Origin of the sequence: Cupriavidus necator N-1 (assembly GCF_000219215.1) — a bacterium.
Classification (GTDB): domain Bacteria; phylum Pseudomonadota; class Gammaproteobacteria; order Burkholderiales; family Burkholderiaceae; genus Cupriavidus; species Cupriavidus necator.
In genome coordinates this window covers 167,845-192,143 of record NC_015724.1, presented here as the reverse complement: position 1 = coordinate 192,143, position 24,299 = coordinate 167,845, and the positions used below count along the sequence as shown (strand labels likewise).

The window sequence follows — 24,299 nt, the reverse complement described above, 5'->3', positions numbered from 1 at the left end:
AAACAGTGAACTAAGGAACAACGGCGCGCAACGGCGCCTCCTGAGGAGACGAGCATGAGCAGTTTCGGACGTCGACCCCGCTTGGCCATGATCGCGGCAACCGCAATGTGCCTGATCGTCCAGCCTGTGGCAGCGCAGACGCCATGGCCTAGCCGGCCAGTACGCCTGGTGGTTCCATTTCCGCCGGGTGGCAGCACCGACCTACTGGCGCGGGCGTTGGGTGAGAAGCTCAGCAAATCGCTAGGGCAGGCCGTTGTCATAGACAACAAGCCAGGCGCATCGGGCGCCCTCGCCGCGGAATCGGTCGTGCGCGCCGACCCCGATGGCTATACGGTGCTGGTGACCATTCAGGCGCCGGTGGTGGTGGTTCCGCACTACACGACAGTCCGCTACGATCCGCTGCGCGATCTGGTGCCCGTGGCTGCGCTAGCCAATGGCCCGCTGGTCTTTGCGGGCAATGCGGCCTTCCCGGCGCGCAACGTCAAGGAAGTGGTGGCCTATGCGCGCACCCATCCCAATACCGTTTCGTATGCCTCCTTCAGCCCGGGAACCTGGAGCCATTTTGCCGGCCTGCTGCTCAACCGGCACGAAAAGATCGACCTGCTGCATGTTGGCTACAAGGGTTCGGCACCAGCCATCGGCGACGTGGTCGGTGGCCAGGTCCAGTTGATCTTCGATGGGCAAGCCACCGTGCTGCCTATGGTGAAGGCCGGCAAGCTGCGCGCCTATGCGGTGACCTCCGCCACCCGCACCAGGTTGTTGCCCGACGTGCCCACGTTCGCGGAACTCGGTTACCCAGAGATTTCCAGCGATGGATGGATGGGCGCGTTCGCGCCGGCCAAGACGCCTGACGCCGTGGTGAAACGCCTCAACGCCGAACTCGTCAAGCTGGTGAACACACCGGAGGTCATGGAGCGCCTCAACACGCTGGGGGCCGAACCGGCCAGCGCGATGGATGCTGCTCGCTTTGGCCGGCAAGTGGCGAGCGATTACAAGCGATGGGGCGACATCGTGCGCACCAGCGGCTACCGCCAGGAATAAAGGCATTTCGAATTCCGGTGCCAGGCACGGCACCGCTCGCAGGAGGAAGACAATGGACACAAGCAACATCCTGATGGTCAAACAGGCGCTGGCGTGCCACGCCGACGGCGTGTACACGCTTGGCGGCCAGGGCAACTCCGTGGTGGTCGACCTTGGCGCCACGTTGCTCCTGGTGGACGCCGGCCCCGGCGGCGGCATTACCGACGCCATGATTGCGCAATTGCGCGCCAGCCTGGACAAGCCGGTGGCCTATATCGTCTACAGTCACGGCCATATGGGCTACAACAACGGCGTGCGGCAATGGCTGGCCGAAGCCGCCAGGCGGGGCGACCCGACCCCGCAACTGGTCGCGCATGCCAACCTGCCGGCGCGCTACCGGCGCTATCGCGAGACTGGCGGCTTGCAGGCCTATACCAATGTCCGGCAATTTCGCAGCGACTATCCCGCCACGCCGCCCGCGCACTGGTTCCAGATGCCTACGCTGACTTATCAGGACCGGCTGGCCCTGACGGGCACCGAGCGGCATGTGGTGTTGATGCACGCGCCCTCGGAGACTGACGATGGCACGGCGGTGTGGATACCCGATGCACGCACGCTCTACGGCTCTAACGCTTTCATCAAGACCTGCCCGAATGTCGGTTCGCCGTACCGCATCTATCGCGATCCAATGCGCTGGGCGCAGACGCTGGAGCGATTCGCCGAGCTAGCGCCGGCGGTGCTGATCCCCGAGTTCGGCAAGCCAGTGACGGATGCGGCGGAGATCCATGAGGCCCTGACTGTACCGGCACGCGCGCTGCGCTACTTACGCCGGGAAGTAGTGGCCAGGATGAATGCGGGCATGAGCGAGAACGACATCATCAACGATGTGCCGCTGCCAGACGAACTGTTCGGCAGCCGCTTCATGAAGCCAACGTATGGCTGCGCAGCGTACATCATGCATGACATCTGGCGCTCTGAGAACGGCTGGTGGAACCGCAATCCGACTGACCTTCATCCGGCCGCGCCCGCAAAGGCGGCTGCGGCCGTCCGGCGAGCACTGGCCAACCCGGAGCGGGTACTGGCACGCACCCGTGAGTTGCAGGCGGCAGGCGAGTTGCAACTGGCCCTGCATGTCATCGACCTGCTCGCCAGCGATGATGACGGCGACCCGGTATCGAAACAGGCGCGCGAGTTGAAGGCGGCACTGTGCGAAGGCCGGGCCCAGCCTATGACTTCGGTGGTGTCGCGCCACCTCTATCTCAGCGCCGCCGACGAATTGCTCGACCGTCCCGTCGGCGCCGCCGAACGTGCGCGCGGCGATGCCGGCTATGCATGGCAGTAGACCGGCACGATAAATCTGCCCGATCTAGTCGGGCAATCGACCGGGGCGCGCCAGCGCGCCTCCAACAACGCGGAGTCACCCAGATGCAAGCCAATACCACGCAAGCCATTGAAGAACGCGTCAAGCCGAATGCCGGCCTGGGCGTGCTAGTGCGCAGCGAGTACTTTACGAACCTGATCCCTGGTGTCCATACGCTTGGCGGACAGGGCAATTCCCTGGCCATCGAGACGGCGCGCGGCGTGGTGATCGTCGACGCCGGCCCCGGCGGTGGCGTGACGCGTGCCATGATCACGCGCTTGCGCGAGTTGTCCGCGGCGCCGGTCCTGGCCATTGTCTACAGCCATGGCCACAGCGGCTACAACGCGGGTGCCAGGCTGTGGCAGGAACACGCGGCGGAACGCGGCGAGATCCGGCCCGCGCTGATCGCCCAGGCCGGCGTGCCGGCGCGCTACCGGCGCTATACGGAGACCGCGCAGTTGCAGGCGTGGTTGAACAGCCGCCAGTTCCGCAAGACCATGCGTCCGGCATCGGCAGACAGCTACCCGATGCCGGACCAGACGTTCGACAGCCGCATGGTGATCGACGGTGGCGACCGCCGCATTGAGCTGATCGCCGCACCGTCCGAAACGGACGACGCGCTGGCAGTGTGGCTCCCCGAGTCGCGCTTCCTCTATGGCGGCGCCTCGATGATCCGCAGCATTCCCAACGTTGGCACGCCGCTGCGTACCATCCGCGACCCGCTGCGCTGGGCAAACACGCTGGAGCGCCTCTATGCACTGAACCCGACACAGGTTCTCCCCGAGTTTGGCGACCCGATTACCGATCCGCAGGAGATCCATGACGCGTTCCAAGTGCCCATCCGCGCGCTGCGGTACTTGCGCGATGCGGTGGTAGAGCGCATGAACGCCGGCATGAACGAGCGCGAGATCCTGCACGACATGGTGTACCCAGAGGCGCTGTTTGGTCACAAATGGATGCGGCCGATCTATGGCGATCCCGAGTACATCGTCCGGGAAATCTGGCGCATGGAGAACGGCTGGTGGGATCGCAATCCCACCCACCTGCACCCGGCCCGGCCTGCCGAGGCGGCGAACGCCGTGCTGTCCGCCCTGGGCAACCCGGGTCACGTGCTCGATGAGGCCCGCAGGCTGCAGGCAGAAGGCGATACCCAGCTCGCGCTGCATGTCATCGACCTGCTTGCGCTGGCGGATCCGGTCATCCCGGAAGTGATAGCTGCGCGCGCGCTGAAGGCAGCGCTGTGCCGCCAGCGCGCCGAGCAGATGCGCTCGATCGTCTCGCGCCAGATCCTGCTTAGCAGCGCCGAAGACTTGCTCGGCCTGCCGATCGGCAGCACCAGCGCGGAAGATCCGCCGGCCGACTTCTCCTGGAACTGAGTAGAGGATCCCAGTCATGCACGTGGATATCCGTCATCACCATGTCATGCTCAACGGCTTCGATATGCACTATGCAAGCTGCGGCGAGCCAGGCCATCCGCTGCTGCTGTTCGTGCATGGTTTTCCCGAGAACTGGCAGGCCTGGCACCACCAGCTTGAGGCCTTTGGCCCTCACTACTATGCGGTCGCGCTCGATACGCGGGGCATCAACGAATCCGCTGGCCCGGTAGATGTGAAGGGCTACCGGGCCGGTCATATGGTGGCCGACATACTTGCCTTGATCGACCACCTTGGCTACCCCCAGTGCGTGCTGGTCGGCCATGACTGGGGTGGTGCCATCGCGTGCGCCGTTGCGCTGGCTAACCCCGCCCGCTTGCATGGACTGGTGATGATCAATGCCGTCCATCCGGCGATCTACCGCCGCGAATTGGTGGAAAGTCCGGCGCAGCAGGCTGCCAGCGCCTACATGAACTTCTTCATCGGCGACGATGCGCTGGCGCAGATCTGCGCGAATGACTTTGCTTATCTGTTCGGTATGTTTGCGGAAGACGGACAGCAACCGGAATGGCTCGACGCGCCAACTCAAGCTGGCTACCGGCACTCCTGGTCCCGCCCAGGTTCCGTACGGGCAGGTCTCGACTACTATCGCGCCTCGCCGCTCCACCCTGCGGCGCTGGGCGACAGCGGCGCCGCAGGCGTTGTGTTCGACTCCGCGGCTATGACACTCAGCGTTCCCACTCTGGTGATCTGGGGCGAACGGGACCGTTTTTTGCTGATGGGCTGCATTGATGGCCTCAGGCAATTCGCGCCAGACCTGAGGATCGAGCGTATCCCGGACGGAAGCCACTGGGTCATCCACGAGCATGGCCCCCGTGTTAACCGGCTGATTACCGAGTTCCTTAACGACCGCCTGGATACCGCTTGAGCGGGGTCGAATTTCATCTTTAAGTAGCCGGACAGTGGCACACTGTCGGCTTGCCCCCTAATCCCTTTCGCCAGGTATCCACCGATGGCAAACGTCGTTCCGCGAGACCGCAGTGCATCAGCCCGCGCCGGAAAGCCCCAGAACTTGACTCGGGCGGTGCTGCGCGAGCCAGGAGACCGGCAGTTCGCCAGCACCCTGGAGCGCGGCTTGCGCGTCCTGCAGTGCTTTTCCGCAGATTCCCCCGAACTCGGCAATGCCGAGATCGCGGCTCGTACCGGTCTGCCAAAGCCTACGGTTTCCAGGCTGACCCATACCCTGGTCAGGCTCGGCTACCTGCGTCGCCATCCAGACAGCGGCGATTTCGGATTGGGGATGAGCATTCTCTGCCTGGGCTACCCGCTGCTAGCGGGGCTGCAACTGCGCCGGCTGGCGGCGGGCCCTATGAAGGAGCTGGCGGACCTGATCGACGGCTCTGTGGCGATCGGCGTTCGAGACCATCTGCGTATTGTCGCGCTGGAAAACATTACCACGCGTGACGTGCTCAAGCGCAAGCCCGGCACGGGCCTCACGCTGCCACTGGTATCCAGCACCGCCGGCACGGCCTGGCTGGTGGGAGCCACGGCAGACGAACGCAAGCGCGCGATCCGCGAGATCGAATATGCGGAGCCTGGGAGCTGGGCACGGCAGGCCGACGAATTTGACGTATTCCGCAAGGAATTTGCCCGACTTGGTTATGTCAAGCGCCGCAACGTCTTGCGTCCGGACACGGTGGCACTTGGCGTACCGCTGCGCCGACGGCCTGGCGCCGAGCTGCTGGTGCTGTCCTGCGTCCTGGCGACCAGCGCGGCCACGGCAGACGCGCTGGAGCAGCAAGCCGCCGTGGGACTTCTCACCGCGGCAAAGTGCATCGGCGAAAAGTTGCAGCAGCCGTAGCGTTGCCATTTACCAGATTCGCAGTCAGGCCCGGATGAACGTACGCCTAACCTCACGCAAGGAGTTGGCGGCTGGACGATTCCGTCAATCTGTAGCATCGAGCTGTCGAATCCACAACCGCGTACTTCGCCAAGGGTTCGCTGCCCGGTAGCTGTAGGTGGGATCGGGGAATGAGTTCGCGCTGATCACGTAGCGCGAAAAGAGAAGACACCCCGTGGACTCCTCCGGGTGAACGCGACACTCTGCTTCGGCCGAGCGACGATAGCGCCTCTCGTCTCCGCATTTCGCCAAGCGCTATACCCACGTGGAAGCTCAGCTTGAAGTGACAGACCGTCCCGTCGACCTTGTGGATAGCGGTATTGACTTGGCCATCCGGTTTGGGTCGCTTCCCGACCGACGGCTCTCGGCCCGCCGCATCATGTCGAACCGGAGGTTCATTTGTGCATCGCCGGGATACCTGGAGCGGTTCGGCTCCCCTAAGACGCTTGCCGATCTTTCGCACCATCACTGCATCATCCATCGCCAAAACGACAGCGCCTACGGCGTTTGGCGCTTTGACCACGAAGGCCGTCACGAGACCGTCAAGTTCGATGGGGCGCTCTCAAGCAAGGCCTCGTCTCCTCTCTTTCTCCGAAAGGGATTCATGCCCGCCCGAGCAGCGGGCATTCTTTTGCCTGTGCTCCTGATCGACTAGTCAGAATCGGAAAGTCAGGACTCTCTACATCGAGCGCGTGGCCGCTCGTCAGCCTCCGCAGTCGACCTGTCCCTATTCTGCAGACGTGCGTGCATCGTCTTGCAGCGTATCAACATCATTGTCGCAGGCTCCTCGTCTGCGCCGGCGTCGGCAGCCCCTCCGCGGCGCTGCGCAGATATACCTGCCGGGAGACGATGGCGGCGATCACGATGAAGGCGCCGACGCCGAAGGCCCGGGCTAAAATCGGAAGGTATCGTGCCATGGAAATCCTACGCGATACTAGCGGTGATGGTAGCGAGACTACACGAAGCTGCCACGAGTCTGGGCTACGCCATTGCAACATTGACATCGCCTCCGCTTCGCCGTAGCGAGGCCGGGGCCTTCAGTAACACCGCACTGGGCCGGATGAGCATGCCAAAGACGATCACGCCCTTACCGCGCGGCCAATACTGGGCCACACCCCACGCCCCCTTTCCGCTGGACGGTCCGAACGGCCATGACGAAGTCTTCCCTGGCGCCTACGGCGTCAGCGACGGCCAATGGGTCACTTTCTACAAAGACGGCGAAGAAGTCTGGGCGTGCAATGCCATCTATGCCGCCGCGCATTTCGACTTTGCTGCCGTTTCGAGCGCCGGGGCCGACTGAGAGGGTCCGCGTCGTTAGACGTCCACCCTCACCCCTTCAACATAACCTCCCAGCAACCCGCAAAATTTCGCTCTACGGGCGTTATGTTCAATGGGTGCAGAGTACGACCCCTCTTGGGTGGGCACCGCTGGCCGCGGGCGAATGCCCAGATGGCCCTGTTCAATTGCGCTGAGGTGAAGTTCGATAACGACTTGGGTTGCCGCCTAAGCGCGGCGTCCGCCATTTCCTTTCGCCTTCCTTAATCCTAGGAGCATTTCTGTAGTTGTCTTGCCTAGAAAATTGCACGCTACGCTACTATGTGTTCCCACTGTGCTCTTCCAAACATTTTTTGATTCGGGATACGACTAGAATTACCTAAGCTGAGCAGAGAACTTAGAGGAGGAGCCATGGCAAGAGGCGGATTTTGGATAGTTGCCCTAGTCCTCGGAGGAGCGTCGCTGGTAGAGCAAATTCAAAAATACTGGCCGGTGTTCCTCGGCTTCATCATCATATCCGTCCTCGCGGCTATTTATATCTTCGTAGACTCCACTGCAAAAGAGAAGCTTCAGAAAGAGCAGCGGGAGAGAGGGCTGCGCGCAAAGTACGGCGAAGAGATTGCGAGTGAGATTTTGAAATCCCACATTTGGGTGGATCAGACCACGGAACAACTTGTGCATTCCCGCGGAAAGCCCTACGCGATCGACCAAAAGTTCCTCAAGACGAAAGTTCGGGAAGTATGGAAGTACGAACCCGGTCCTCGCGGAGGCTGTCGACTCCGCGTCACGATTGAGAACGGGCGTGTAGTGGCTTGGGACAGGAAAATCTGAGTTCACTCCGTCGGCCCAGCCCGCTCGCGAGTCAACCAGGATGGCAAGGCCAACTCTAAGCTTGTGCGCGTAGCCCCTCATTGCTCCTGCGCCAGGGTCACCTGCTCGGGAGCGCGCTCGAGCTTGATCGAGAATTGGGTAAGCTGTTCCGCCAGTTGCCGCCAGGCAGCCTCCAGCTCGCCTGCCCCCCTTCCAGCCGCGCCTGGGTCCCCGCGTGCACCTGGGGCTCCGCAGTCAAGTGCGCCTGCATGGCGTCATGCACGTCGGGTGCCTCGGCCAGCTGCGCCGCGAGGGCGGCCACCTTCTCACGGGCCGTCGCGGTCTCAGTCCGCGCCGCGCCGCGTCGGGCTCGGACTCGGACTCGGACTCGGACTCGGCGGCGATGGCTGCAGGGGGGGCCTCGGCGCGCAGCGTGGCCAACTCGCCGGTGGCGGCTTCGTTGGCCGCTTGCCAGATGGCTTGGACCGCCCCGGCCGCGATGCCCTTCAACGCAGCCGGCAAGGCGGAATGGTCGATGGTGACGCGCGTGCGCCCGGAGTTCCTGCAAGAACGCCTGCAACACATCGGCGGGCATGCGCCCATGCTGCCCTTGCCCACCAGGCCGCGCGGTCCGCTATGATGAACTCACGAAATCAAAGAGGGAAGGCGCAATGTCTTCAAAACTGACCCGCTACATCATGAGTCAACGCTTTCAAGACGTTGTCGGACGCGGTATCGAGCAAGCCGTGGCCAGGACGCGCGCGGCAGGTTGGACGCCGGCCGGCGATCCGAGCATCCAGCCGAGCGCGCGTCCGACGACCACGACTGTCATGGCCGAAGCTGCCCGGTCAGCGAAGCCAGTGCGCCAAATCGGCGCGACATCGCGTCGCGGGCCTTCCTCGGAAGATCCTCACGCTGGATGAGGCACTGGGCTCGCCCCTAGGGAATAACGTGCGCGTCCATGCGCCGCTGGGGCCTGTTTTTTTACGTATCGTTGCGTTGCAACGATATCGGAATTTGACATATGTGGGGCTATGTCAAAAACCGTGAGAGGGGCGCCTTTTCTACGGCATCAGGTGCCAACTTCGAGCAAATGCAGCAGACCGGAATTAACCGGATTGCCGAGCAACTGATGTGGGCGCGGCTACGCCAGGATGGTAAACCGTCGCCAGCGGCCTGGATGGTGTGGTGGCCGAGACGGCTGCGCGGCTGGCGTCGGCCACGAAGACGACGGTCGCTGGCGCCGGTTTCGGAGACTTCTGCGTTGGCGAATCACAACATACCCCCTTCGCGATGCACGACCGAACTCGCCGACAATGCTACGTTCCTAGTTCAGCCTTGACCTGATACCTGGGCATGCAACGCGAACCGGTATTATGCTGGAGTCCATTCTTCCTACCTCACCCAACATGGTTACTCCAAAACTAGTTGCCAAGATCGAAGCTGAAGAACCAACACTGCGACTTGCTGTTCTGATCGACGCGGACAACGCGCAAGCCGCGGTCATTGAGGGCATTCTTGGCGAGGTGGCGAGGTTTGGCGAGGCAACGGTGAAGCGCATCTATGGCGATTTCACGTCGCCGCACAGCGCCTCGTGGAAGAAGGTGCTACAGACGTATGCGATCAAGCCGGTTCAGCAGTTCGCTTACACCACAGGAAAGAACGCAACCGACAGCACGCTTATCATCGACGCAATGGATTTGCTCTACACCCGGCGCTTCGATGGCTTTTGCCTAGTGACGAGCGACAGCGACTTTACCGGGCTGGCGACTCGGATTCGGGAGGAAGGATTGTTCGTGCTGGGCTTTGGAGAGCAGAAGACGCCTGATGCCTTTCGAAATGCCTGTAACAAATTCGTGCTCACCGAGTTGCTCCGACCGGCTCCGGCCGAGGCCACACCCGCTGCTGCGGCCAAACCTGAAACCGCAGTGGTGCCCATTGTTACGCAGGCGAACACCGTAACCAAAGCGCCGGTGCCAAGCTTCCCGCAGGATTTCATGCTTTCCGCGATTGACCAGTCATCGGACGAGAACGGCTGGGCACACCTTGGGACGTTTGGGAGCTACCTCACGAAGCTGCAACCTGACTTTGACCCACGGGTCTATGGATTCAAAAAGCTATCCGACCTGGTGAGATCGCGCCAGGACATCTTCGTGACAGAAGAGCGCACCCGCCGGGCCAAACTCAGAAGCAGCTCTACCTGAAACCAAGGTGAGACTGGTCGTGCGAGGTAAGACCGGGGGGGCCTACCGGCCAGCAGCGGCCTTTTGCCGCGACGAAGCGAAGGGCCGTCTCAATGCGTTTCGGCCAATCGTCCAGTTAGCGTTTCATGGCACCCCTAATTTCGCATTGGCCTCGAAGCTTCCACGATTCGCATCGTCGACCGGACCAACGTCGGCCCGGTCCATCAAGGGGCTGAGCCGCAAGCAAATTGCGTGGCTGAACCTGCGTCACGTCACGGAACAACGGATCGACAAGGCCATCGTGAAGGTTATCAACGCATACAATCAGTTCGCGCTACCGAAATATTGGGGCGGTGGCAAACGCGCGTCCGCGGCGCTCACAGGATTGCCTGTGGGACACAAGGAGGGTCTCCTAGGCAACGGAGGTGGCAATTCGTTGGGTGTGCTCAATCGCATCACGGATGCATGCCCGTCCTCATCCGTCCGTATCGCATGAATTCAAGATCACAGCAGGACCTTTGTCTTCACGACTGATTTTGCAAAGAGGGCCGCAAACGGGAAACAAGACGGCGCGGCCGACTGGGGATCTCTGTATTCCGAGAAGAAGCTGCGTTGAGGATTGTGCAGGAACCAAACAGTGATTTGAACCAGATTCAGCAGAGAAGCTAATGTATATAGACGAGCGGGTGGCGCATGGGCGAGCCGATCTTTACCTCAGGGACCGCCCTGAACTCGAGCCGGATTCACTCGAACGCATAATTCGCGACGTTTGTGATGGAGCTCCAGCTCGACCGGCACGCGCGGACAAGTTTACTTTGTGCTTGCACGCCGAGAACCACTTGCTGGCGCCCCTTAAGGCGCATGGCTTTTTCGGGCACATTGAATACTCAGCCCCTGACCCTCTCCTCTGGATGTCCATCGTTGGAGGCAACCAACGCATCGGCTTCCGATGGATCCAACTGTTACATGCGATTGAAGCAAACAAATTCTGGATTCTTAAGCCGCTCACCATCACGCCTCATGCCATTGCCCGTTGTCTTCAGCGAGTCGGTACCATGGACGTTCCTGGGATCCTGGAACCCATTTCGTTGGCGCTCGGTTTTGCCATACCGTTGATGTCCGTCTCGCATCAGGAGAAATGGAGGCAGTTTGCGGTGCCCGTTCGCGAAGGCTTGTTCTTGGGCGATTCTGGTCCGGATGGTTGGGTAATTCGAACCTATATTTCTCGCAAGCCATACGAGCACGAGTCCGGCTGGGACAAGTACCTGAATTTATTCCCAGAAATTCCCCGGTGGAGTCCGAGTGATTTGAGGAATATATCTGTTTCTGGCAGGTGGATGACCGAGCAACTGATGGCAATACGAAAAGAACGCTTAATCGTCGACCGCGTTAGCAGACTCGCGAAGCAATATGAGCGCCGCGAGGACAAGCAAGGCGAACAGTGGCGCAAAGCGAAAAGTCAAAGAGACAGGGACCGTCGTAGGCAGTCGGATGCTTAGGAGGCGCACCGCTATGGCCTCGTCGAGATTCCCGAACGGCAAGCAACGGAACGGCTGGTCCTCCGAATTTCCGAGGTGAAAGACCGCTTACGGCAAGAGAGGACATTCGACGTCGTCTTGAGACCTAGCACGGAGGGCTGGTGGCACCGCATGTATTTATCGCTCAGCGCCGGTGATGAAAACGTCGGAGGCATAGAGCTATTGCAGAACGCCGACGGCGTACGCTCCATCAACCAGCCAAGCACACCCGCCGCGACCAGTAGACTGCTGGAATCGGCGCCCGCCACGGTCTCTAGCAGCGGCGGGCCGAAACCAAGGTGTCGTCAATAGACCAAACAACATGGATAAACACTGATGACTTCAGTCCGCATCACAGAAGCCAACCCCGCACTGGCGACGCTGCGGCGATCCTGGGTCACCGCCATCTACACCAATGAGGACGGTATTGGGTCCATGGGGTCGTTGCACGAGGCTGGGGATGCGCTGGTTGCCCTCGCCTTGATGGAGGAAGATGGACCCACCATCTTGGGCAGTGGCGTCATGATTGGTCCCGGACTAGTGGTGGCTGCCACGCACGTACTGGCAGAGTTCAAAGCGCGGAACGCTGATCCGGTGCTGCTGACATTCCTGCCAGACGGGGCGCGTGCCTGGCTTCCACGCGAGAGTTCGACTTTGACGGGCCCCAGTGTCTTCGGAGCGGATCGCCGGATCGTCTCAGACGTCTCGCTTCTGAGCTGCACGCTGAACTCCGAGGCGCACGAGCACCATCCACTGACGCTTGTGTTACGTCCCGCGCAATCTGAGGTTTGGGAAGGGCCGTTTATCCCGCGAACGGCTGGGGCGATTTTCTGAACATCTCCGCAATCAGCGCGAGACGCAACGGACATAAGGAAGGCCAGTACTGCTCTGATATCGTGCGATGTTTTCCAGGCGCCACACGACAACCAGAACAGACTGGCCTATGCATCGCATTGTATTTGCGTTTCTCACGCTCGAACAACATCTTCTCGCTATCCGTTGCACGCCGCAGTCGTACCGGCCCGATGCTTGCGCACATTGCGGCTGTGGCTGCCTGTGGGGCCACGGCTGCTATCACCGCAAGGCTGACCGCAGCGGCGACGCCGAACTCAATCCCGTGCCGATACCGCGTTTTCGGTGTCCATCCTGTCGTCGAACCTGTTCGCGCCTGCCGCTGGCCATCTGCCCCCGCCGTTGGTACGGCTGGGCGCTGCAGCAGCAGGTGCTTTTACTGCTGATCGCCGGTGCGTCGCTGCGCCGTACGGCGGCCATTTTCGCGCTGGGCTATCACACGGTGCGCCGCTGGTGGCGATGGCTCAATACCAGCCAGACCTTCGCATTCCATTTGCGCAGTCGCTTTGCCGACCTCGGTCGCTGTGCTAATTCCGTTGAGTTCTGGCTAACCTGTTTCGGGCAAATGCCATTGTGCCAAGCGATGGCCTGGATCGATCACGACGGCCTGACTGTCCCATGATCGCTTGATCCTCGCGCGGCGCGCAACGCGCTGCTCGCACGCCTGGCGCACGCCCCACAGACTTTGCTCACTGCCGCTGCCGCGGCAATAGCGGTTTCATGTCGTTTCCTCACTTTGATGAAGGATTCAACGAGATGAACGACATCGACGAGATGGCGCTGTTCCGTCTGGGCGTGCTGGGCCCGCTCACCAGCCGCGGCGAACTCGCACGCGGTGAACTGACTCGCCTGATCCGCCAGATTGCCCAGCAGGAGTACGCGATTCCCGGCTCCAGACGCCGCCACATCAGCGAGAAGACGCTGCACGCCTGGTACGACACCTGGCGCCGCGAGGGCATTGCCGGACTGGCCAGCAAGGTCCGCGCCGACCGCGGCTCATCGAAGCTGCCCGAGGCCGTGCAGGCAGCGGTGCTGGCGGCCAAACGCGAGAACCCGCGCCGCTCGATCCGCCAGATCCGGCTGCTGCTGGAGAGCGCCGGCCTGGTGGCGCGCGACACGCTCTCGCGCAGTGCCGTGCACCGCCTGCTCAAGGCAAACGGACTCTCTCGCATCGCCGGCCCGGCCGTCGTGCCCGACGAGAAGCGCAGCTTTGAGGCCGAACACGCCGGCTCTCTCTGGTACGGCGACGTCATGCACGGGCCAACTCTGTCGATCGACGGCAAACGCAGGAAGACCTATCTGGTCTCGCTCATGGATGACGCCTCCCGGCTTGTCGCTCACAGCGCGTTCTGCCTGTCCGAGACAGCGCTCGATATCGAGAGCGTGCTCAAGCAAGCATTGTTGAGGCGCGGCATCCCCGGGCGGCTCGTCGTGGACAACGGCTCGGCCTATCGCAGCGCGACCCTGCAGAGCATCTGCGCACGTCTGTCCATCCGCCTGATCTACTGCAGGCCATATCAGCCGGCCTCCAAGGGCAAGATCGAACGGTGGCACCGCACGCTGCGCGAGCAGTTCCTGGCCGAACTCGACACCAGCCGCATCCGCGAGCTCGGCGATCTGAACGCCCGGCTGTGGGCCTGGATCGAACAGATCTTTCACCGAAGCAAACATGCCTCGCTGGGCGGGCTCACGCCGCTGGCACGTTACCAGCAGGACCTGCCGCGCATCCGCCTGCTCGGGCCGCTGGCCGCGCAGCTCGACCAACTGTTCTGGTACCGCATCACCCGCCTGGTGCGCCGCGACGGCACAGTGTCCTACCAGGGTAAGCGCTTCGAGGTGCCGTACGAACTCGCCGGCCAGCACGTGCGGCTGGTCGTCGATCCGCATACCGGCGTGGTCATGCACGTCGAGAACGAAGCTGGGCTGCAACTGGGTGCGGCCACCGAGCTCGATACCGTGGCCAACAGCACGCGCCGGCGCCAGCGTCCCCAGGCCGAGCCGGCCACCGCCGAACCCGCCGTGGCCGGCCCGAACCTGATCGAGCTCGCCCACCGTCAACATTATCCGCACACGGAGCATTGAATCATGTACCGCCAGCACTTCGGCCTGCGCTGCGCACCACTGGACAAGGACTCCACCAGCCTGTGGGACGACGGCGCGATCGCCCATTTGAATGAACGCTTCCAGTGGCTGCTTACCAGCCCCGGCGTGGGCCTGCTCACCGGCGAGCCCGGCGTGGGCAAGACCGCCGCGCTGCGCCACATCACGCGCTCGCTCAACCCGCACCGCTACCAGGTCATCTATACGGCCGAGTCCGACTTCGGCCGCATCGATCTGTACCGGGCGCTTGCCCGCGAACTCGGCCTTGAGCCCAGCTACCGGCGCGCCGACCTGTGGCGCGACATCAAGCGGCGCATCACCGAACTGGCCCAGAACCGGCAGGTGCTGCCGGTCTGGGTCATCGACGAGAGCCAGAACCTGCCACCCGCATTCTTCCGCGATCTCCCCGCTTTCCTGAACTTCGCCATGGATGCCAGGGATCTGATCACCATCTGGCTGGCCGGTCATCCGTCGCTGGCCGACGTGCTCGAACGCGCGCCGTACGCCGCCCTCTACGGACGCATCCAGGTGCGCGTGCACTTCACCCCGGTCATCGAACGCGAGCGCTTCGCCCAGCTCATCGGCCACGCGCTTGCCGCCGCTGGCTGCAACCACACGCTGCTCTCGGACTCCGGCATCGAACAACTGCGCGAGGCGTCGCGTGGCGTGCCCCGCCAGGCCGGGCGCATCCTGCGCAACGCCATGCGGCTGGCCGTGCCCAAGGGACTGAACCATATCCCCGACGACTTGCTGCTGCGGGCCATCGGGGAAGTGCGGTGAGCCCCGCCATGCAACACGATCTGACTTCAACGCCAACCCGGGAGGCCCATCATGGACATCTTCACGCGCAATGCCGGACTGGCCGACCCCGTGCTCTCCGACGAGGCCGCCTTCTTCATCCAGCTCATCCTGGATGACGTCTGGCTGTGGTTCAACACCGTCTACGGCGAGCAGGCGCGCCGCTATCGCCCACCGCCAGACCTAGATCCCGATGACGATCCCGCCAACGAGCTCGACCTTCCCTTCTGACTTCACGGGGGCCGCAAGGCCCCCGTTTGCATGTCAGCACCGTTCCCCGCTTCAGGCCGCCTGTCCCATCATCACCATCGCCGCTGACATACCTACCGGCGTCGCTTCGCCACCGCATTCCTGCAGCCTACGGACCACTTCATCTCGCGCTCTGCGCGGTCATGTTCATTCCCATCGCAGCGCGAGACAAACGCTGTCGTCTCACCTCGATTAGCCTGGGACGTCGGTCCTCAAATAGCGCGGGACGTAACACTTGCGCCCCTGCAGATCGCCCTGCCCCTTGTCGGTGAGCGCCTGTGGGCGTTCGGCTACCGTCACGATGCGCGGCAAGACGCGGCGGCGCTGATCACCCCACTGGTAACCTCCGGGGTGGTGACCGCGGTGTTCCCGCAAGGCCGCGGCGAACGCATGCCTTCCGCGTGCGTCGAGGTGGCGATGGATACGAAGGGGGGCATGAGCGGTGGGCCGGTGGTAAACGCCAACGGTGACTTGGTAGGCATCGTGTCATCGTCATTCGATGGCGGGCCGTCCTACGTTACCCTCATCTGGGAGGCGCTTCGGATAAAAGTCTCCAGCAGGCTGCCATCGCTTGCGCTGAGGGGCGATATCGACCTGATCGCTGCGCGGGAGCTGGGACTTGTGAAGCTCAAGGGGGAGGTCAAACGGAGCAAGCGCGGCGACATCACTATGACGTTGACGGAGCCCGAGTGCGAGCTGCTGACAGTGTCGTCGGATCCCGAGGCAATTGTATCGCCGCCGCCAGGGAGCAAGCCTCTTATTGGTGTGCGGTTAGAGGACTTCGAAGAACGCTGGCTGTCTGAGGTAGAGACTGCAGCAGCCGACACCGCGCTGGCATACCTGGAAGGGTTAGAACTGCCATTGGTGCGCAGGTTTCTGTCGGCATCTGATGTCCCCGAAGCGTGCTTAGCACCGATCCGCGAATTTACCGTCGAGGACTTCGACGGGGTAGAGGATCCCGACATTCAGTCGGCACGGGAGGACGAAGATGGTACCGTTGCCATTGCTTTCGCCTTCGATCTGCTCTCGGTCGTGTGGACGATGCAGGTACCTGCTTCGGACTATCTAGCGCTGGCCAGGGACTATGATTCCCATTTCATGAACATCACTGTCGATGGCCCAACGGCAAGCATGGAGCTAATCCAGCGCTGCCACTTCGAGACGTCGCTGGCCCTGGACCGAGAGGCCTCGGAGTTCACGAAGGCGTCGATCACGTTTTCTGGTGTCATACGCCCTAAGCCACGCGCCCCTGGTACGCGCCGCATTCCCGATGCGCCAATCGACCTCGATTACTGGCTGCGAGAAACGCCGGCGGACGCCGGCGGTCTGTTGAGCGGTTACCCGTAGCGCTCGCTTTACGGTTGAATAGAAGGATGAGGCGAGCTTGGGTTGTTCCCGTGAGGATGTGACCATGACGACAGAAAAGAAGCCACCGTTCGAACTCTCGGCAGCGGAGTTGGACGAAGAGCTGACCACGCGCGAATCTCATCGAGGCTGCGGGGGTGCATCGGCAAGCGCCGATCAGGCAAGCTGGATACATGCATGCAGACCGTTTCGACATCACGAACAAGAAGCTTGCAAAAGGCTTCGGGTCCATACATGCACGGAAAGTATGATCCCCCTTTCCGAGGCGGCTGACCGATTTTCTGTGCGCCGGTCTGGCCGCCCTTGGGTTGCGACGATCTCAGCGTATTGCCCTTTTCGCCAATGCTCGATATTAGAATGGCAACCCTGCTGAAAATTTTGCCTTTTGAGACATAAAAAGAATATACATGTCCTTTAGGCCAACGGAAAACCCCGTGGTGCTTATCGTGTCCGCGAATATCTTGTAATACGTTAAAAAAAGCCTCTTGTCGGTCTTGTAAACCCCCGTCCATCGTGAATCGGAAATTCTAGACACAATTTCATTAAAAAGAAAGTTATTGATTGTCTTGACCATTCCTGTCGATATAACAATAGAATTTTGAAGCGAAAGGTAGTCAAGAAGCAATGGTTTTTCTAGCAACTCTTTATGGTCCTCAAGTCCTAGTGCTATGGCATTGGAAACACCAAGTTTTCCAAAACGGTGCACTGCACAGTGGCGAAGATGGCAGATCTTTACGTAATCATCGATTGAAGCCGTGACATCAGGCGGGAGATTGCCTTTGATTCCAGCCAATTCACGGATCGAGTCAACGATGCTTCCTTTCGAGATGAATGAGATCTTCTCGAGTACTGCCTCTGGCAGCATGTCCTTCGTGAGATGAATTGCGGCGCCATAAGAAACGTCTCGGCGATGCACGCTCTCTTGGCAAATCGAATCCATCGCGATCAGCCGCCGCAGAATGGCACGTAAATAACTCTCCACTGCAGCAATCACACCCAGTAGAACCAGCTGCGCTTGTAGAGGGTTGAACGCTGCAGGAGGCGGTGCCAGTTGGTTAATAGCGACCAACCGCATGAGGAACTCGTCGATTGGCGATCCCGTACCCTCCACGTAGGTCGCGTCAAATAGGACGCTGGTATCCAGCGACGGATTTACCGATGCAACGCTAGTGGAAAGTTTTGAACGAAAGACGGCGGCCATAATCTATTAGGACAGAAACTCGTTTACCATGACCGACACTTTGCTGATGATCCCTGATGCCCTCACAGGTCCAACGTAATTTGCCTGCTGCAAGTCGCCTGACGCATTCTGCGAAGCGTACACATGACCAATTGTTCTCAGGTTTGTATCTGCTTGAATTCGTTGAATTAATGCCTTACTGATCCCAGGCACCTGCTCCAGCGGCAGCTTCATGCATTCTTCGAATAAGGAAGCAGCAACCAATTCTTGTCCACAGTTGTGACAGAAACGCTGCGAATCGTTAAGTCTTTCCGCACCACAATTCTGACATGGCGGCAAATCGAGGTGCAAATTCTCGACTGTTTCCGCTCCGAGTAACGAATTGAGATCACGCCGCACGGGATGCTTTGCCGCTGGACGTTGCATAACCTGCGGCAGCACTTTCAACGAGGAACCTCTCCCTTCTCTAAAGGCTCCATGCTGATATAAGAATGCGATATGCGGAATGTACCTATCGTATTTACGATTGGGCCCATGCGAGACAGCCTGAAGTGGAAAAAGCATGCCCACCTCAATTAGGAATCGCAGCATCCTCTCCGCTAACGGATTCTGCCCAGAATCCTGTCTAATGCCAAGAACTATATTTCGGGTCGAGGTGTCTTCACTTTGCCCCGCGGATATGTCAATAACCGCCTTGTCGAAAAGCCGACGCCCCATTGACACAAGGGAGGAAAACTGTCGAATCTTCAGGCCGAGAGAATCATATTCTGCCCCGATTAGCGATGCTTGCTGCTCGATAATCTTGTTGATCTTTTGCTGTGAAGTTCCAGGTCGCGAATCGAAATACTCTCTAAGTAAACGGAGAAACGTACGCGGAATCCCAAACGATGCGTACTTGAAAACTTCAAGGATATCCCGGTTGATAGTCTCAACTTCCTTCTTTGTCAATCTCTTCTCGGCTATTTCCCCCATTATTTGCGAGTATTCGGAATCCTCGATGCTTAACCACAATGGCACGGATTCCGCTTCGTGAGAAGCATGGAAGGTTGGCCCATACTGTGTAGTTCCGGGATAAACCGATGCCTTAGGCGAAATGTACTGAGTCTTCAATAGTCTGAAGATTTCGAAGAAGGAAACTAGATACTGATCGGATAGGCTTAATGCAGCATCATCCAAGAGAAATACGGTTCGGCTGCGTGAGAATCGAGACGCGAGCGCGCGCGCAGCCTTGAGCACTAAATCTACCGTTAGGAACTGTCCGAACTCTTGATATATATCGTCCCCGCCACCGCGCTCAAGCAACGATATAAGCCCTGAAAGCTTAGCACTGTCGTATAGCGGGTCGAGCGCCGCAAACCAGGCAGAATTCTCTCCCTTATCCTCAAGCCATTGAAAGCAACTCAGAATCAGCTTGGCGAGTACCCAGGAATGAAACCGTTTAAGCGCATCAGGAGACCGCTTTAGAAGCGGTTCAAGATTCAGGTAACGATTAAAGGACGCATACAACACCAGGGGCGCAGTTGGTTTGTCGAGCGCATGTTGATAGGTATACCTCATCAGGTGCGTTTTGCCGGTCCCACGCGGTCCCACGAGCAGCTTGGCTCCTGTCGCCAGCAGCTTTCTACGTGCGCTCCTAAACATCTCACCGTCAACGAGTGACGTGTCGATGATATCTAGCGCAAGTTGATCGGCGCGCTCTTCAAATTCCGACATACCCGCCTTATTCTTTAAAGATAAATTGGAAACGATAGAAGATCAGCCTTCGTCAACTGACGCGCCCCAACTCCATATGTACGGGATTCAAACCAATCTCGGTTTGCTTTACTGCTGAGTTGAGATAGAACCAATTTTTGATACCGTTGTGGAACCCGTATTCTGTAAACGCAATCTGTTAACAAGACCATCCCAGTGGCAACTCCGAGAATCTTTTGGCCAATATTGCGACCTACGCGGGCAACAAGGATGTCACCCGAGGTAGCCGTAATCATCGAGCTTTCATTGTCGCTACCTGGGAACTGATTTGGTAAATCTACCCAGCGACCCAGGTCCGCGGAACTCATTGAAGTCGTATGAAAGACGGATATGCTGCAACGCTTGGCCAAGGAATTTTCAATTAGACCACGTCGAACTTCCGTGCAAATCGCTGCCAGCGGAAGTTTCTTGCCGGGTCGTACTGGTTGCACACGTGTTAATGCGTGATAGTCGTAGTCAAGTCGTTCCACAGCTTGGTCAATGGGGACCAAGATAGGAGTAGAAATTGTGCGCTCGAAATTTAGTTTGTATAGCGGTACAGATTGATCCGTGGGTTTTGCTGTCTTTACTATGAGGATCGATGCCAAGGCTTCCGTGCCAAGGAAAGAGCCACGTGGAAGCTTGATGACTGCCTCCACTTTGTATCTTGCCAGCAGATCTTTTCGAAAGCGCTGATAACGCTGCGATGAGATCATCGTGTCCGGGAGAATGATTCCCAGCGTGGCGCCGGCATCTAGTGTGCGAAGATTCTGCGCGAGGAACAGTAAGGCCGCATCAGCGTCCTTTATGGCGGGTAGGCAGCCGCTCAGTCCGGCGTCTTCCAGAATATTATCAAATGTTTTTCGCCAAACTGGTTTTATAAAAGGGGGATTACAGACTGCGGCGTCGATTTTATCCAGCTGTGCACGAATCAACAGAGGGAGTCTCGAACTAAGTGCGTCCGCACGTAGATGTGCATGGCGACCTTCGGCGCGTAAGTTCAACGCCGCTCTGATCTGCGCGGATACGGCCTGATCTACATCGACTGTAAGGATGTTGGAGTTGCTCCAGCGTCGCGCAGCAGCTTCGGACAGCGAGCCGACCCCTGAGCCGAGATCCAGCACACCGTACGGTGCCGTCGAACCCATGTAATCGACAAGTAGTTCTCCGATGTCAGCTCGGGTGTAATACCGGCCAAGTTCGTCCGAACGTCGGGCCCCTATAGTCGCTCGCTCAGGCGAAAGCATAGATTTGCATGTACTTTTATTTCACTGGCCGAGAGTTTACACGTAAACACTTCAAAATCCCCCAAATTGGGAGGAGTATTAGTATGTTGTCCCGGCACTAATCACTGGCGATGATTAGGTAGCAGGACTGAAGATGCGAACATCGTTCGTGCGCCTGCCTTCGCAGTGGCAAGCCATTGCTGTCAAACCAGTGCATCAGCTTGCGCGAGCCGGAAAAATTCTACGCTCTGCCCCGCATTGACTGCCGGCCGCAGCCAGGGCGGCATCGCGGCCCTGCCCCGTCCCAGGTGACTTTTTCGGCATTGCAGGTACGTGACTGGCGGATCGGATGGCGGCGGCGGATCAAAGCACCCTGTCGTAAAGTGCCTCAAACGGCACCCAGCAGTCGGCCATCTGGCTGGATCCAGCGAGTCGCGGCCACCCCTCGAAACGCGGTCAGCGGCGGTTCGTTTGCCACTATGGAGAACTGATTAGGAAACGCTCGGACTTTTTGCCAATCCACGCGGGAGCCCTACCGCGCCCCGACCAGGTCTGGCCCGTCTTGGGGTTGCGGTACCTCGGAGGCGGCGCGGCCTTCGTCTTGGTCGGAACAGCGCGGGCAGCGGGCTCAACACTGGGCTTGCCCGCAATGTCCTCAATGCTGAGGTCGTACTCCTGCATCAACTGCCGAATCTCCTCCACGACCTTTGGCACTTCCGTGGCTCGCAACTGCTCAAGTTGCGCATTGACAGATGCCAGTTGAGCGAGCAGTGAGGATTGGGACGGGCTTTGGGTTGCGGTAGGCGTTTTTTGCTCCTGTCGCGGCTTCCGGGTTTGCGGCTTCTGAGTCGGCGCTTCCGGGGCAGCCTCCACTCCAGGCAGTGTTATCTGCTTCGGCCCGCGCTTCCGGGTTGGGGTCTCTTGAGTCGTGACTTCCGGAGCGGCAACTTCGGCTAGGGTTTTCGGCTTCCGACCGCGCTTCGGGGTCCGCCTCCCTTCCGGCGCTGCTTCGGGAGCGGCGGTTTCGGTGAGCGCTTTCGGCTTCCGACCGCGCTTCGGGGCCTGCCTCTCTTCCGGCGCTGCTTCCGGAGCTGGGGCGTAAAGCGGTGCTACCGGGGCGGCCGATTCGGTCAGTTCGTCCCGGGCGGCAGCTTCCATCGGTTCGTCCGTGGCCAGGACTTCAACCGGAGCTTCGGCCACGGCTTCAGTGGTCGCTTCCGAGGGCATGGCTTCAATGGGCGCTTCCGGCGCGTCGGATTCAGTCAACGCTTCCGAGGCGGCAGCTTCCCTCGATTCTTCCGGTGCCACGTCTTCCGTTGAAGCGTCCGGGGCTGCGTAAGACCGCCGGCGCCGATATGACACGGTCGCCGTCGGGCCGCTATCCCGGCTTGTCGACCAGAAGTCCAAGCGTTGGGCCTGAGTGTCAACGCTGCCACTACCGACGCCTGCACCACTGGCTTCACCAATGGCGGGATCCGCGTCGCGCATCGCCTCAGCGATGGGAAGCTCCATCTGACCCAATCCGTTCGTCGCATTGCTCGCGACACGGGGTTCAACCTCTTGCTCTGGGGCCAATTTGTTCTCCTTCATTGAAGCCACTGCAGGTGCAGACGCTTCCTAATCCCATGGACGGTGAGACCTTGTCTCTTGCGTGTCGTTCGCTTCAGCGGATCGCGTCCCCCGCTCAGTCTTTGCTGTCATCGCTGCCGTCACTGCTGTCGTTGCCTTCGTCCTGATTGTTGGGTAGCGCCGCCGCCCCCGGCTCGTCGCCCTGTTCTTCGCCCAGCTCATCCTGGTGAGCGTCCCCCTGACCGTCGCCCTGCTCTTCCGGCGCGGTCGCCGCCGAACGGCCGCCCTTGCGCTTCACCACCGCCACCGCCACCGCCACCGCCACCGCCACCGCCACCGCCACCGCCGTCGCGTTCGGGCGGCGCGACGCGCAGGGTGGCCAGCAACTGGCGTGCGAGCGCCGCTTCGGCTTCGGCCCGCTCGGCCCGGCGCTGCGCCGCCGCGAGTTCCGCCTGCACGGTGTCCAGGTCGCCCGCCGCCTTGCGTTGCGCCTGCTCGGCCACTGCGAGCCGCTCGGCCAGCGCCACGGCCTGCGCTTCCAGCTTGGCACGGCCCTCCGCCTGCGCCACCGCGGCATCACGCGCCTCGCTGCGTGCCACCGCCAGTTCGGCGCGCAGGTCTTCGGCCGTGCGCTCGCTCTTCTGGCGCGCGGTGCGCTCCTGGTCCAGTTCGCGCAAGCTGCGCCGCTCGCTGGCTTCGGCGCGTTCCTGCGCGAGCGTCACCGCCTCGCGCGCCCGCTCGAGCTCCGTCGAGAATTGGGTGCGCAGTTCCGCCAGCTGGCGCCCCGTCGCCTCCAGCTCTCCCCGCCCCGCTTCCCATCGCGCCCGCGTCGCGGCGTGCGCCTGGCGCTCGGCCGCCAGTTCGGCCTGCACGGCGTCGTGCGCCTGGCGCGCTTCCCCCAGCTGCGCCGAGAGCGCCAGTGCGTCTTCGAGAGCTGCTGCCGTCTCGGCGCGCGCGGCATCGCGCTCGGCCTCGGCCGCCTTCGCGACGTCGCGGGCTTCCGCCCGGAGCGTGGCCAGCTCGGCGCTGGCCGCTTCGTTGGCCGCCTGCCAGATCGTCCGGACGGCCTCGGCCGCCACCTGCTTGAGCGCGTCAGGCAGGTCCGGATGGTCGATGGTCACGCGCGTGCGCCCGCGCAGCTCCTGCCAGAACCCCTGCAGCACCTCGGCGGGCGTGCCCATGCTGCCCTTGCGCACCAGGCTGTAGAGCTTGTTGGCGGTGGGCGTGACGCCATAGCGGAAGAACAGCAGGCCGCAAACCTCGCGGTACAGCGCGCGGGTCTCGGGAAAGCGGCCGCGCAGCTCGGCAATGTCGTGGGCCATGGCGGCCTGCAGCGCGGCGTCGCTCAGATCCAGGTCGGGAGCGGGCATCAGCAAAAAATACGGGGTGAATCGGCGATATATTACTACGTAATACGCGTAATATCCAATTTTTTCGGCAAGACTTTAGACATAAGTCCGCTTATGTCAAGGGACAGGCTACTGACGCAAATGGCATGTGCCCCCGTTGGTTAAACTAAATTTGTATCCATTTTGAAACTAATTTTGTTCCTAGCCCCCTGGAGCAAAATCCTCGTGCAGCCGCGCCCACCAGAGGTGCACCGCCCTCCTGCTGTTCAACTATGCGCAGCGACGGCGAGCCAAGCACCACACCGGCCGACGCAATGTGCGTCAGCCATGATGACCGCGCACACGCCCCATCACCTGGATGCAAACATCGCTGGTCGCTCTCGACCGCCGTGATGATGCCGGCTACGTTCGACCGTCAGTTGCAAACGAATACCCGACGCGC

The 24,299-nt window shown here is 60.7% G+C and carries 21 protein-coding genes and 3 pseudogenes; 17 read left to right on the top strand and 7 right to left on the bottom strand.

From position 1 onward, the window contains the following. The first annotated feature begins 54 nt into the window (after positions 1 to 54). The 6 genes and pseudogenes from CNE_RS37560 to CNE_RS37535 form a co-directional block, all read left to right on the top strand. Positions 55 to 1,041, top strand: coding sequence for a Bug family tripartite tricarboxylate transporter substrate binding protein (locus CNE_RS37560; protein ID WP_013954283.1), 987 nt, complete (start codon positions 55 to 57; stop codon positions 1,039 to 1,041). 52 nt (positions 1,042 to 1,093) lie between these two features. Next, a complete protein-coding gene (locus CNE_RS37555; RefSeq protein WP_013954282.1) occupies positions 1,094 to 2,362 on the top strand; it encodes an alkyl sulfatase dimerization domain-containing protein in 1,269 nt (422 codons plus the stop codon). Between the two features lie 83 nt (positions 2,363 to 2,445). Then, a complete protein-coding gene (locus tag CNE_RS37550; RefSeq protein ID WP_013954281.1) occupies positions 2,446 to 3,756 on the top strand; it encodes an alkyl sulfatase dimerization domain-containing protein in 1,311 nt (436 codons plus the stop codon). A gap of 16 nt (positions 3,757 to 3,772) precedes the next feature. Further along, complete coding sequence (locus CNE_RS37545) at positions 3,773 to 4,681, top strand: alpha/beta fold hydrolase (RefSeq protein ID WP_013954280.1); 909 nt, start codon at positions 3,773 to 3,775, stop codon at positions 4,679 to 4,681. A gap of 156 nt (positions 4,682 to 4,837) precedes the next feature. Then, positions 4,838 to 5,614, top strand: a complete 777-nt coding sequence (locus tag CNE_RS37540; RefSeq protein ID WP_049800771.1) for an IclR family transcriptional regulator — start codon at positions 4,838 to 4,840, stop codon at positions 5,612 to 5,614. 207 nt (positions 5,615 to 5,821) lie between these two features. Next, a pseudogene (locus CNE_RS37535) lies at positions 5,822 to 6,221 on the top strand (LysR substrate-binding domain-containing protein); the annotation flags it as partial. Positions 6,222 to 6,423: 202 nt separating this feature from the next. Here CNE_RS37535 and CNE_RS42665 read toward each other — a convergent pair. Further along, entirely contained in the window at positions 6,424 to 6,570 is a 147-nt protein-coding gene (locus CNE_RS42665; protein ID WP_013954278.1) for a hypothetical protein, read from the bottom strand. Between the two features lie 143 nt (positions 6,571 to 6,713). Here CNE_RS42665 and CNE_RS37525 point away from each other — a divergent pair, with 143 nt between their 5' ends. Then, positions 6,714 to 6,953 carry a hypothetical protein gene (locus CNE_RS37525; protein ID WP_013954277.1) on the top strand — a complete coding sequence of 80 codons (240 nt, stop codon included), beginning with the start codon at positions 6,714 to 6,716 and terminating at the stop codon, positions 6,951 to 6,953. A gap of 386 nt (positions 6,954 to 7,339) precedes the next feature. Continuing rightward, complete coding sequence (locus CNE_RS37520) at positions 7,340 to 7,759, top strand: hypothetical protein (RefSeq protein WP_049800770.1); 420 nt, start codon at positions 7,340 to 7,342, stop codon at positions 7,757 to 7,759. 234 nt (positions 7,760 to 7,993) lie between these two features. On the opposite strand, the gene CNE_RS40505 is transcribed toward CNE_RS37520, so the two are convergent. Further along, the gene (locus tag CNE_RS40505; RefSeq protein WP_404997169.1) at positions 7,994 to 8,323 is read right to left on the bottom strand and encodes a hypothetical protein; all 330 of its coding nucleotides are present in this window, start codon (positions 8,321 to 8,323) and stop codon (positions 7,994 to 7,996) included. A gap of 824 nt (positions 8,324 to 9,147) precedes the next feature. Between CNE_RS40505 and CNE_RS37510 the strand changes: the two genes are divergently transcribed. The 9 genes and pseudogenes from CNE_RS37510 to CNE_RS37480 all read left to right on the top strand — a co-directional run bounded on the left by CNE_RS37510 (position 9,148) and on the right by CNE_RS37480 (position 16,784). Then, positions 9,148 to 9,942: an NYN domain-containing protein gene (locus CNE_RS37510; RefSeq protein ID WP_148271854.1), complete on the top strand. Its 795-nt coding sequence runs from the start codon at positions 9,148 to 9,150 to the stop codon at positions 9,940 to 9,942. A gap of 178 nt (positions 9,943 to 10,120) precedes the next feature. Then, positions 10,121 to 10,294, top strand: a pseudogene (locus tag CNE_RS40500) (Tn3 family transposase); the annotation flags it as partial. Positions 10,295 to 10,760: 466 nt separating this feature from the next. After that, a complete protein-coding gene (locus CNE_RS37505; protein ID WP_148271836.1) occupies positions 10,761 to 11,420 on the top strand; it encodes a hypothetical protein in 660 nt (219 codons plus the stop codon). A gap of 354 nt (positions 11,421 to 11,774) precedes the next feature. Continuing rightward, the gene (locus CNE_RS37500) at positions 11,775 to 12,272 is read left to right on the top strand and encodes a hypothetical protein (RefSeq protein WP_013954272.1); all 498 of its coding nucleotides are present in this window, start codon (positions 11,775 to 11,777) and stop codon (positions 12,270 to 12,272) included. A 109-nt stretch (positions 12,273 to 12,381) separates the two neighbouring features. Next, positions 12,382 to 12,912 carry a DUF6431 domain-containing protein gene (locus CNE_RS40495; RefSeq protein ID WP_013954271.1) on the top strand — a complete coding sequence of 177 codons (531 nt, stop codon included), beginning with the start codon at positions 12,382 to 12,384 and terminating at the stop codon, positions 12,910 to 12,912. A gap of 134 nt (positions 12,913 to 13,046) precedes the next feature. Continuing rightward, positions 13,047 to 14,372, top strand: coding sequence for a DDE-type integrase/transposase/recombinase (locus CNE_RS37495; protein WP_041229451.1), 1,326 nt, complete (start codon positions 13,047 to 13,049; stop codon positions 14,370 to 14,372). Between the two features lie 3 nt (positions 14,373 to 14,375). Beyond that, on the top strand, positions 14,376 to 15,170 hold the full coding sequence (locus CNE_RS37490; protein WP_013954269.1) for an ExeA family protein: 795 nt from the start codon (positions 14,376 to 14,378) through the stop codon (positions 15,168 to 15,170). Positions 15,171 to 15,221: 51 nt separating this feature from the next. Then, positions 15,222 to 15,419, top strand: a complete 198-nt coding sequence (locus tag CNE_RS37485) for a hypothetical protein (protein ID WP_013954268.1) — start codon at positions 15,222 to 15,224, stop codon at positions 15,417 to 15,419. A gap of 120 nt (positions 15,420 to 15,539) precedes the next feature. Then, a complete protein-coding gene (locus CNE_RS37480) occupies positions 15,540 to 16,784 on the top strand; it encodes a S1 family peptidase (protein ID WP_158310061.1) in 1,245 nt (414 codons plus the stop codon). Between the two features lie 370 nt (positions 16,785 to 17,154). Here the strand turns inward: CNE_RS37480 and CNE_RS37475 are convergent, their stop codons facing one another. From CNE_RS37475 to CNE_RS37460, 5 genes and pseudogenes are all read right to left on the bottom strand, one after another. Further along, entirely contained in the window at positions 17,155 to 18,003 is an 849-nt protein-coding gene (locus tag CNE_RS37475) for a hypothetical protein (RefSeq protein ID WP_148271835.1), read from the bottom strand. Positions 18,004 to 18,009: 6 nt separating this feature from the next. Then, positions 18,010 to 19,695, bottom strand: coding sequence for a hypothetical protein (locus CNE_RS37470; protein WP_013954265.1), 1,686 nt, complete (start codon positions 19,693 to 19,695; stop codon positions 18,010 to 18,012). 14 nt (positions 19,696 to 19,709) lie between these two features. Then, positions 19,710 to 20,960 (bottom strand): N-6 DNA methylase, encoded by a 1,251-nt coding sequence (locus tag CNE_RS40490; protein WP_013954264.1) that lies wholly within the window; start codon positions 20,958 to 20,960, stop codon positions 19,710 to 19,712. Between the two features lie 456 nt (positions 20,961 to 21,416). Continuing rightward, positions 21,417 to 22,529, bottom strand: a complete 1,113-nt coding sequence (locus CNE_RS37465) for an H-NS histone family protein (protein WP_013954263.1) — start codon at positions 22,527 to 22,529, stop codon at positions 21,417 to 21,419. Between the two features lie 94 nt (positions 22,530 to 22,623). Further along, positions 22,624 to 23,878, bottom strand: a pseudogene (locus tag CNE_RS37460) (DNA-binding protein). Positions 23,879 to 24,299: the final 421 nt, after the last annotated feature.

Bases quoted from the DNA above. Each gene is read 5' to 3' on its own strand.
- CNE_RS37560 (WP_013954283.1), top strand. From the start codon at position 55: ATGAGCAGTTTCGGACGTCGACCCCGCTTGGCCATGATCGCGGCAACC.
- CNE_RS37555 (WP_013954282.1), top strand. From the start codon at position 1,094: ATGGACACAAGCAACATCCTGATGGTCAAACAGGCGCTGGCGTGCCAC.
- CNE_RS37550 (WP_013954281.1), top strand. From the start codon at position 2,446: ATGCAAGCCAATACCACGCAAGCCATTGAAGAACGCGTCAAGCCGAAT.
- CNE_RS37545 (WP_013954280.1), top strand. From the start codon at position 3,773: ATGCACGTGGATATCCGTCATCACCATGTCATGCTCAACGGCTTCGAT.
- CNE_RS42665 (WP_013954278.1), bottom strand. From the start codon at position 6,570: ATGGCACGATACCTTCCGATTTTAGCCCGGGCCTTCGGCGTCGGCGCC.
- CNE_RS37525 (WP_013954277.1), top strand. From the start codon at position 6,714: ATGAGCATGCCAAAGACGATCACGCCCTTACCGCGCGGCCAATACTGG.
- CNE_RS37520 (WP_049800770.1), top strand. From the start codon at position 7,340: ATGGCAAGAGGCGGATTTTGGATAGTTGCCCTAGTCCTCGGAGGAGCG.
- CNE_RS40505 (WP_404997169.1), bottom strand. From the start codon at position 8,323: ATGTGTTGCAGGCGTTCTTGCAGGAACTCCGGGCGCACGCGCGTCACC.
- CNE_RS37510 (WP_148271854.1), top strand. From the start codon at position 9,148: ATGGTTACTCCAAAACTAGTTGCCAAGATCGAAGCTGAAGAACCAACA.
- CNE_RS37500 (WP_013954272.1), top strand. From the start codon at position 11,775: ATGACTTCAGTCCGCATCACAGAAGCCAACCCCGCACTGGCGACGCTG.
- CNE_RS40495 (WP_013954271.1), top strand. From the start codon at position 12,382: ATGCATCGCATTGTATTTGCGTTTCTCACGCTCGAACAACATCTTCTC.
- CNE_RS37495 (WP_041229451.1), top strand. From the start codon at position 13,047: ATGAACGACATCGACGAGATGGCGCTGTTCCGTCTGGGCGTGCTGGGC.
- CNE_RS37490 (WP_013954269.1), top strand. From the start codon at position 14,376: ATGTACCGCCAGCACTTCGGCCTGCGCTGCGCACCACTGGACAAGGAC.
- CNE_RS37485 (WP_013954268.1), top strand. From the start codon at position 15,222: ATGGACATCTTCACGCGCAATGCCGGACTGGCCGACCCCGTGCTCTCC.
- CNE_RS37475 (WP_148271835.1), bottom strand. From the start codon at position 18,003: ATGGCCGCCGTCTTTCGTTCAAAACTTTCCACTAGCGTTGCATCGGTA.
- CNE_RS37470 (WP_013954265.1), bottom strand. From the start codon at position 19,695: ATGTCGGAATTTGAAGAGCGCGCCGATCAACTTGCGCTAGATATCATC.
- CNE_RS40490 (WP_013954264.1), bottom strand. From the start codon at position 20,960: ATGCTTTCGCCTGAGCGAGCGACTATAGGGGCCCGACGTTCGGACGAA.
- CNE_RS37465 (WP_013954263.1), bottom strand. From the start codon at position 22,529: ATGAAGGAGAACAAATTGGCCCCAGAGCAAGAGGTTGAACCCCGTGTC.